This is a genomic window from Mesorhizobium sp. M7A.F.Ca.US.006.04.2.1, from assembly GCF_004022915.1.
Lineage (GTDB): Bacteria > Pseudomonadota > Alphaproteobacteria > Rhizobiales > Rhizobiaceae > Mesorhizobium > Mesorhizobium ciceri.
Genome location: NZ_RZQA01000265.1, coordinates 1 through 7247 on the forward strand (window position 1 = coordinate 1; position 7247 = coordinate 7247).

Here is a 7247-nt window from a genome sequence, read left to right on the forward strand (position 1 = left end):
GGGTGGCTCGACCAGATCTTGCCACGTGCGGTGGACGTGCTGATGTCAATCCCGAGTCTGATCTTCGCGCTGGTGCTGCTGACGATCTTCGGCTCTTCGATCACGAGCCTGATTGTCATCATTGCGCTTCTCGATTCCACCCGGGTCTTTCGGCTTTCTCGCGCCGTCGGGCTTAACGTGGCGGTGATGGAATATGTCGAGGTGGCACGATTACGCGGCGAGGGACCAAAATGGATCATCGCCAAGGAAATCCTTCCCAATGTCATGCCGCCACTGGTCGCCGAGTTCGGCTTGCGATTCTGCTTCGTGTTCCTGACAGTCGCGGCGCTGTCGTTTCTCGGCGTCGGTATTCAGCCGCCGACGGCCGATTGGGGATCAATGGTGCGCGAGAACGCGACCCTGATCACCTACGGCGACGTCACCCCGCTACTTCCGGCCGGCGCGATTGCTCTCCTTACCGTGTCCGTGAATTTCGTTGTGGACTGGTTCCTGCACGCAACAAGCGGGTTGCGGGATGAAAAGTAGCGGTCCAGGCTCACGCGAAAAAGGCAAGGATCTACTTCAAATCCGCAATCTGCATGTGGAGGGGTTCTCGGACGAGCGCTGGCATCCGATTGTCCGCGGGATCGATCTGACGCTGAAGCGGGGCGAGGTTCTTGGCCTGATCGGCGAATCAGGCGCCGGCAAGTCCACCATTGGCCTTGCCGCAATGGGTTATGCCAAGCCGGGCTGCCGGATCATGCAAGGCTCGGTCCTGTTCGACGGGATTGATCTTCTGGCAGTCAATGAAAAAGGGCGCCGTCGCCTCAGGGGCTCCCGCATTGCCTATGTCGCACAAAGCGCGGCTGCCTCTTTCAATCCGGCACATCGGCTCTTGGAACAAACCGTCGAAACAGCGGTGGCGCATGGAATTGCCGGCCGGGAAGAGGCGAACCGGAGCGCCGTCGATCTTTATCGACGCCTTCAACTCCCAGAACCGGAGACCATAGGCTTTCGCTATCCTCATCAGGTCTCCGGCGGGCAGTTGCAACGGGCAATGACAGCGATGGCAATGGCTTGTCGTCCGGACCTCATAATATTCGACGAGCCAACAACCGCGCTCGACGTGACCACGCAGGTTGAAGTTCTAGCTTCCATTCGCAACATCGTGGAGGAATTCAACACCGCTGCAATCTACGTGACGCATGACCTGGCGGTGGTGGCGCAAATGGCGGATCGTATCATGGTTCTGCGCCACGGACGCACCGTAGAGGAGGCTGATACACGCCAGATGCTGGCCTCGCCCAGCCAGGAATATACCAAAACGCTCTGGGCCGTACGCAAGCTCGCCAAGCCCGAAGTTCCAGCCGATGACTATCTGCTGACGATAGACAACGTTACCGCGGCCTATGCAGGAAAGGTCAAGGTGCTCCAGGATGTCTCCATCAAGGTCCCGCGCGGAAGAACCGTGGCCGTGGTCGGCGAATCCGGTTCGGGCAAATCGACGCTCGCGCGAGTCGTCACCGGTCTCTTGCCGCCAATTTCAGGTTTGATTTCTTTTGCCGGGCAGCCCCTTTCCACGAGCCTGAAGACGCGGCCGAAGGAGGTCCTGCGCCGCATGCAGATGATTTACCAAATGCCCGACAACGCCCTGAATCCGCGCCAGACGGTCGAAGAAATCATAGCTCGGCCGCTCGAATTCTACCTCGGCCTAAAGGGCGCGCAGAAGGATCGCCGGATCTGCGAACTTATGCACATGGTCGAGATGAGCGAGGATTTTCTGGAACGCCTGCCTGGCGAGCTATCGGGCGGCCAAAAGCAACGCGTCTGCATTGCCCGGGCGTTGGCAGCCGATCCAGAGCTTATCATCTGTGACGAGATCACGTCCGCGCTCGACCAGATCGTCCAAGAGGAAATCCTCAAGCTTCTCATGCGCCTGCAGCGTGAACTCGAAATGAGCTACATCTTCATTACCCACGACATTGCTACCGTAAGAGCGATAGCCGACCAAATCGTTGTCATGCACCAGGGCAAAGTCGTTGAACAGGGACTGAAGAGCCAAGTTCTCACACCTCCCCATGCCGCTTACACCGAACGGCTTTTGTCGTCCGTACCGGAAATGGATCCGGACTGGCTTACAAGGCTGCTGGCCGGCCGGAAAGTCTGAGAGGGGGACCCCGTCCACCTAGGCCCCTGGCATCCTTCCACGTGCTTTGAAGGGCATGATCGTGCTCCGCTTCAATCGGGCTGGCCAGCCCGACAAACGGAGCCAACCATTTCACCGTTTCGTCGCTAAGAAAGCTGGCGACCCAGGAGATCTCGGTATTAGCTCACGAACGGCAGCTTCTGTTTGCTTAAAAGAAGCGCTCTGAGGCACATCGGAGCTACGACGCAGTCCCTGTGATGTCTGCTTTTTGGAAGCGGCTGCTAATCTCTCAATGACCAAGATTGGGCAGCAAAGCTGCCAAGGGGTGTAAGATAAATGCAGCCAGCGAATGGGTGGCCTAGCTTCTTGACTCAATTTGGGCGAACCGCCTCGTAACCAGTTAATAAATAACGTCGGGTTAGTCGCACTGTCTGCAATCCGGGTGGCGAACGAGGATCAAGGAAGGAACAAGGGGGCCGTGCCCAAGTTCGGCATGTACCACCGCCGCCGATGAACGCGCAGCAACAACCGAGGCACGGGATCATGACCGTTCAGATTCGACTTTCCGAGATCGACCACGCCAGGCGCGAAGATCATGGCGACGGTGCCTGGAGCATCGCACCGGACCTGGGTTATTTGCGGCTGGCAATCGTCAATGTCGTGTTCTTCGGCGCACCGCGCAGCGGAGATCGGAACTGGGTGCTAATAGATACGGGGTTGCCGACGTCGAGAAGCAGTATTCTTGCGGTCGCGGAAAAGCGGTTTGGCACCAACGCACGGCCTGCCGCGGTTATCCTGACACACGGCCATTTTGACCATGTGGGAACGGTTCTGGACCTCGCGAATAGGTGGGAGGTGCCCGTCTTCGCGCATCGACTCGAGCGACCCTATTTGGACGGAACTGAATCTTATCCGCCACCGGATCCCTGGGTCGGGGGCGGACTGATGGCGCTGCTTTCGCCGCTCTTTCCACGCGGGCCGATCGATCTTGGCAACCGATTGGAACTCTTGCCCGCCGACGGATCGGTCCCCGGAATGCCCGGATGGCAATGGCTGCACACACCCGGGCACGCCCCTGGTCACATTTCGCTCTGGCGCGAGGAAGACCGCTCGCTGATCGTAGGGGACGCTTTCATCACCACCGGTCAGGAGTCGGTCTATGAGGTCGCCGTCCAGGATCTCGAGATGCACGGTCCGCCGCGCTACTTCACGCCGGACTGGGATGCGGCGGAAAGATCTGTGAAGCGTCTGGCTGACCTGAACCCTCAGATGGTCATCACTGGACACGGTGCGGCTGCCGCTGGAGTGGGCATGCGTAAAGCTCTTGACAGTCTGGCTGAGCGCTTCACGGTGTTCGCCGTCCCGCCGAAATCAAAATTCGTACGCGAGCCAGCGACGGCTGCAAATAGCTGAGGTAACCGAGCCGCCGTCGTTGTGAATATGGTCACGTTGAACAACTCCATCTCTCGAGCAGGTAGAGTTCCCCCCTCGGGTCGCGCCCATGTCGCCCAAACACTGACAAGCGGAACAATCCCGGGAGGCGCCAGTTAGGCGTTGCACGCTTGGGCGACTTGCGGCCAGCCCCGAAAAATCCCGCATCAGGAGCAGACGTCAGATGGAAAACGAGCACCCCGAAGGACGTGTCCTCTCCGCCGGCGCGGCGATCGGCAAGAAGTTCGGGCACTAGCCATGACTGGCGTCGATTCGCTCATGGGCCAAAACCGTGGAGCGGTCCCGGCTCCACCAGCTTGATGGGGTGATCGACTTAGCTGTGCTCCATCGCCGTGCCGCCGAATTGGAGTTTGTGCACGAGCCAGCGAGGAGGAACAAACCGGGGAAGCGCCAGTTAGGTCCTTCGTCCGGCGGAGGGCGGCACCCCGGCCACGCGCCTTGAAGTTGGTTCAGAGGAAGGCTTCAGATGAGAAGTGCCAAGAGCGCGTGCCCCAAGAACGCGTCCTCTCCAGGATTGGTGGCCGAGCAAGTGTTGTTGCCATCCAGCCCCAAGCCGGGGCGGCAACTGCTCTGGATCCCGGCAATCGCATTCTTGCCCGGTTGTGCGGGGGGTGTGCTCGACCCGCAAGGACCCATTGGCTCGGGCAACCGCACGATCCTCTTGAACTCACTGGCGGTGATGCTGGTGATCGTTGTTCCGACGCTTGTTGCGCTCTTGGCCTTCGCATGGAAATTCCGCGCCTCGAACAGCGACGCGCGCTATGACCCGGAGTTCACCTATTCGGGGCGCATCGAGTTGATCGTCTGGTCGATCCCGACGCTCACCATCCTTTTCCTTGGCGGGCTCATCTATTACGGATCGTACCAGCTCGATCCGCGCAAACCGATCCCTTCCGCGCAGCCGCCGCTCGACATCCAGGTGGTGGCGCTCGACTGGAAATGGCTGTTCCTCTATCCCGAGCAGGGCGTGGGCGCTGTCAATCAATTGGTCATCCCCGCCGGCGTTCCAGTTCATTTCAAGCTGACCTCGGCCAGCGTGATGAACACGTTCTTCGTGCCCCAGCTTGGCAGCATGGTCTACGTCATGAACGGCATGCAGACCGAGTTGCATCTGCAGGCCGACCGCGAGGGCAGCTTTTTCGGCCAGTCGGCGCACTTCAGCGGCGACGGCTTCTCGGACATGAACTTCAGCGTGAGCGCGGTTTCAGCCGATGCCTTCACCCGCTGGACGTCGTCGCTGCGTGGCGGCGGCGGCGTGCTCAACGCGAATGCCTATCGCGAGCTCGCCCGGCAAAGCACCAACGTGCCGCCGTCCACGTTCGGCCATGTTCAGCCCGGGCTGTTCGATGCCGTCGCTCAGCAGATATTGCCCCCGGGTCCGGGGCCGGCCGAAAGTGCCGCCGGCGGCGAGCCACAGGTGAGCCCAAAGGCATTGCCCGCGGCGGCGCCGCCGACGGGGCATCATCCACAGGCAGAAGGGGCGGAATGACGATGCTGGGCAAGCTCGACTCGTCGGCCATTCCCTTCGATCAACCCATCCCGCTCGTCGCGGCTCTCGGCGTCTTTCTGGCAGCGGTCGCCGTGCTTGGATGGATAACGGTGAAGGGCTACTGGCCCTATCTGTGGAACGAGTGGATAAGCTCGGTCGACCACAAGCGCATCGGCGTGATGTATATTGTGCTGGCGATGCTCATGCTTCTGCGTGGCTTCATCGATGCCATCATGATGCGCACGCAACAGGTGCTGGCGATCCACGGGCCGGGCTACCTGCCGCCGGAGCATTACGACCAGATCTTCTCCGCGCACGGCACGATTATGATCTTCTTCGCGGCGATGCCTTTCATGATCGGCCTGATGAATTTCGCCGTACCGCTGCAGCTTGGCATACGCGATGTAGCCTTTCCGACACTCAATTCCGTCAGCTTCTGGCTGACGGCTTCCGGAGCCCTGCTGGTCAACATCTCGCTTGTCATCGGTGAGTTCGCGCGCACCGGCTGGCTGCCCTATGCCCCCTTGTCGGAGACCACCTACTCGCCGGGCGTCGGTGTCGATTACTATCTGTGGTCGATCCAGATCTCCGGCGTCGGCACTCTGCTTACCGGCGTCAACCTGGTGACGACCATCCTCAAGATGCGTGCGCCTGGTATGGGCTACCTGCGAATGCCGATGTTCTGCTGGACCTCGCTCGCGTCCAACCTGCTCATCGTCGCAGCCTTCCCGATCCTCACCGCCACGCTGGCGATGCTGACGCTGGACCGCTATCTCGGCTTCCATTTCTTCACCAACGAAGCCGGCGGAAATCAGATGATGTTCGTCAACCTGATCTGGGCCTGGGGCCATCCCGAGGTCTACATTCTGGTGCTTCCCGCCTTCGGCATCTTCTCCGAGGTCTTCTCGACATTCTCGTCAAAGCCGCTGTTCGGATACCGTTCGATGGTCGCGGCCACGATGTTCATCTGCATCGTCTCGTTCATGGTCTGGCTGCATCATTTCTTCACCATGGGCGCCGGAGCAGACGTCAACGCCGCCTTCGGCATCGCCACGTCGGTCATCGCCGTCGGCACCGGGGTGAAGATCTACAACTGGCTCTTCACCATGTATGGCGGGCGCATCCCCTTCGACACCCCGATTCTTTGGGCGCTGGGCTTCGTGACCACCTTCACCGTCGGCGGCATGACCGGCGTTCTGCTTGCCGTTCCACCGGCCGACTTCGTGCTGCACAACTCCCTTTTCCTCGTCGCGCATTTCCACAACGTCATCATTTCGGGCGTGCTGTTCGGCGCGTTCGCCGGCTTCACCTACTGGTTTCCCAAGGCGTTCGGATTCCGCTTGCACGAAGGCTGGGGCAAGGCCGCATTCTGGGTCACCTTGGCCGGCTACATGCTGGTCTTCGTGCCGCTCTATATCGTCGGTCTGCTCGGCATGACGCGGCGCCTGCAGCATATCGACATGGATCTTTGGGCGCCATGGCTGGTGGTGGCCGTGTTCGGCGTGCTGGTGATGATCGCCGGCGCCGCACTGCAGATCATGCAACTCGCCGTTTCGATCCGACATCGCGACAAGCTTCGCGATGAGACAGGCGACCCATGGGACGGGCGTTCACTGGAATGGTCGACGTCTTCCCCTCCCCCCGTTTTCAACTACGCGCGGCTGCCTTACGTCGAGGATGAAGAGCCCTACTGGCGCATCAAGCAACGGGCAAGGGAGGAGAAGAGGCCCGGTGCGGAGCAAGGATACGAGCCTATCGAGATGCCGCGCAACAGCCCGACAGGCTTCGTCACCGCCTTCTTCAGCACGCTGATCGGGTTCGCGCTGATCTGGCACATATGGTGGCTGGCGATCGTCGGCTTCATCGGCGCCTACGCGACCTTCGTCGTCTTCGCCTGGCGCGATCATGGGGATTATGAGATTCCCGCCGAAGAGGTCGCGCGCATCGACGATGACCACAAGGCCGCACAGTCAGCCCGGCTGCGGCGCTGGGAGCGGCCGGCATGAGCGATCACGCGCTACCCGGCGACTTCGGCGCGGGCACCCAGGCCCGAGACAGCTGTGGGCTTGGGCAGGGCGGCCGACGCGGCGTGCGCTCGGCGACCGGCCACGGTGAAGGCGGCCCGGCGTCGAAATTCGTCACCGTGGCATATGGCTTCTGGATCTTTCTGCTGTCCGACAT

At 60.7% G+C, this 7247-nt stretch carries 5 protein-coding genes; all 5 read left to right on the forward strand.

The annotated features are described in order from the left end of the window. The coding region (locus EN925_RS15975; protein ID WP_164894228.1) for an ABC transporter permease at positions 1–525 on the forward strand (525 nt) is incomplete at its 5' end. Beyond that, the gene (locus EN925_RS15980) at positions 515–2146 is read left to right on the forward strand and encodes an ABC transporter ATP-binding protein (RefSeq protein WP_127368460.1); all 1632 of its coding nucleotides are present in this window, start codon (positions 515–517) and stop codon (positions 2144–2146) included. The genes EN925_RS15975 and EN925_RS15980, both read left to right, overlap by 11 nt. A gap of 522 nt (positions 2147–2668) precedes the next feature. Further along, on the forward strand, positions 2669–3538 hold the full coding sequence (locus EN925_RS15985; RefSeq protein ID WP_127368459.1) for an MBL fold metallo-hydrolase: 870 nt from the start codon (positions 2669–2671) through the stop codon (positions 3536–3538). Positions 3539–4094: 556 nt separating this feature from the next. Continuing rightward, positions 4095–5066 (forward strand): ubiquinol oxidase subunit II, encoded by a 972-nt coding sequence (cyoA, locus tag EN925_RS15995; protein ID WP_245460913.1) that lies wholly within the window; start codon positions 4095–4097, stop codon positions 5064–5066. A gap of 2 nt (positions 5067–5068) precedes the next feature. Next, positions 5069–7072 (forward strand): cytochrome o ubiquinol oxidase subunit I, encoded by a 2004-nt coding sequence (gene cyoB, locus EN925_RS16000; protein ID WP_164894229.1) that lies wholly within the window; start codon positions 5069–5071, stop codon positions 7070–7072. The last annotated feature ends 175 nt before the right edge of the window (positions 7073–7247 follow it).

Coding starts and splice junctions, on each gene's coding strand:
- EN925_RS15985 (WP_127368459.1), top strand. CDS start 2,669: ATGACCGTTCAGATTCGACTTTCCGAGATCGACCACGCCAGGCGCGAA.
- cyoB (WP_164894229.1), top strand. CDS start 5,069: ATGCTGGGCAAGCTCGACTCGTCGGCCATTCCCTTCGATCAACCCATC.
- EN925_RS15980 (WP_127368460.1), top strand. CDS start 515: ATGAAAAGTAGCGGTCCAGGCTCACGCGAAAAAGGCAAGGATCTACTT.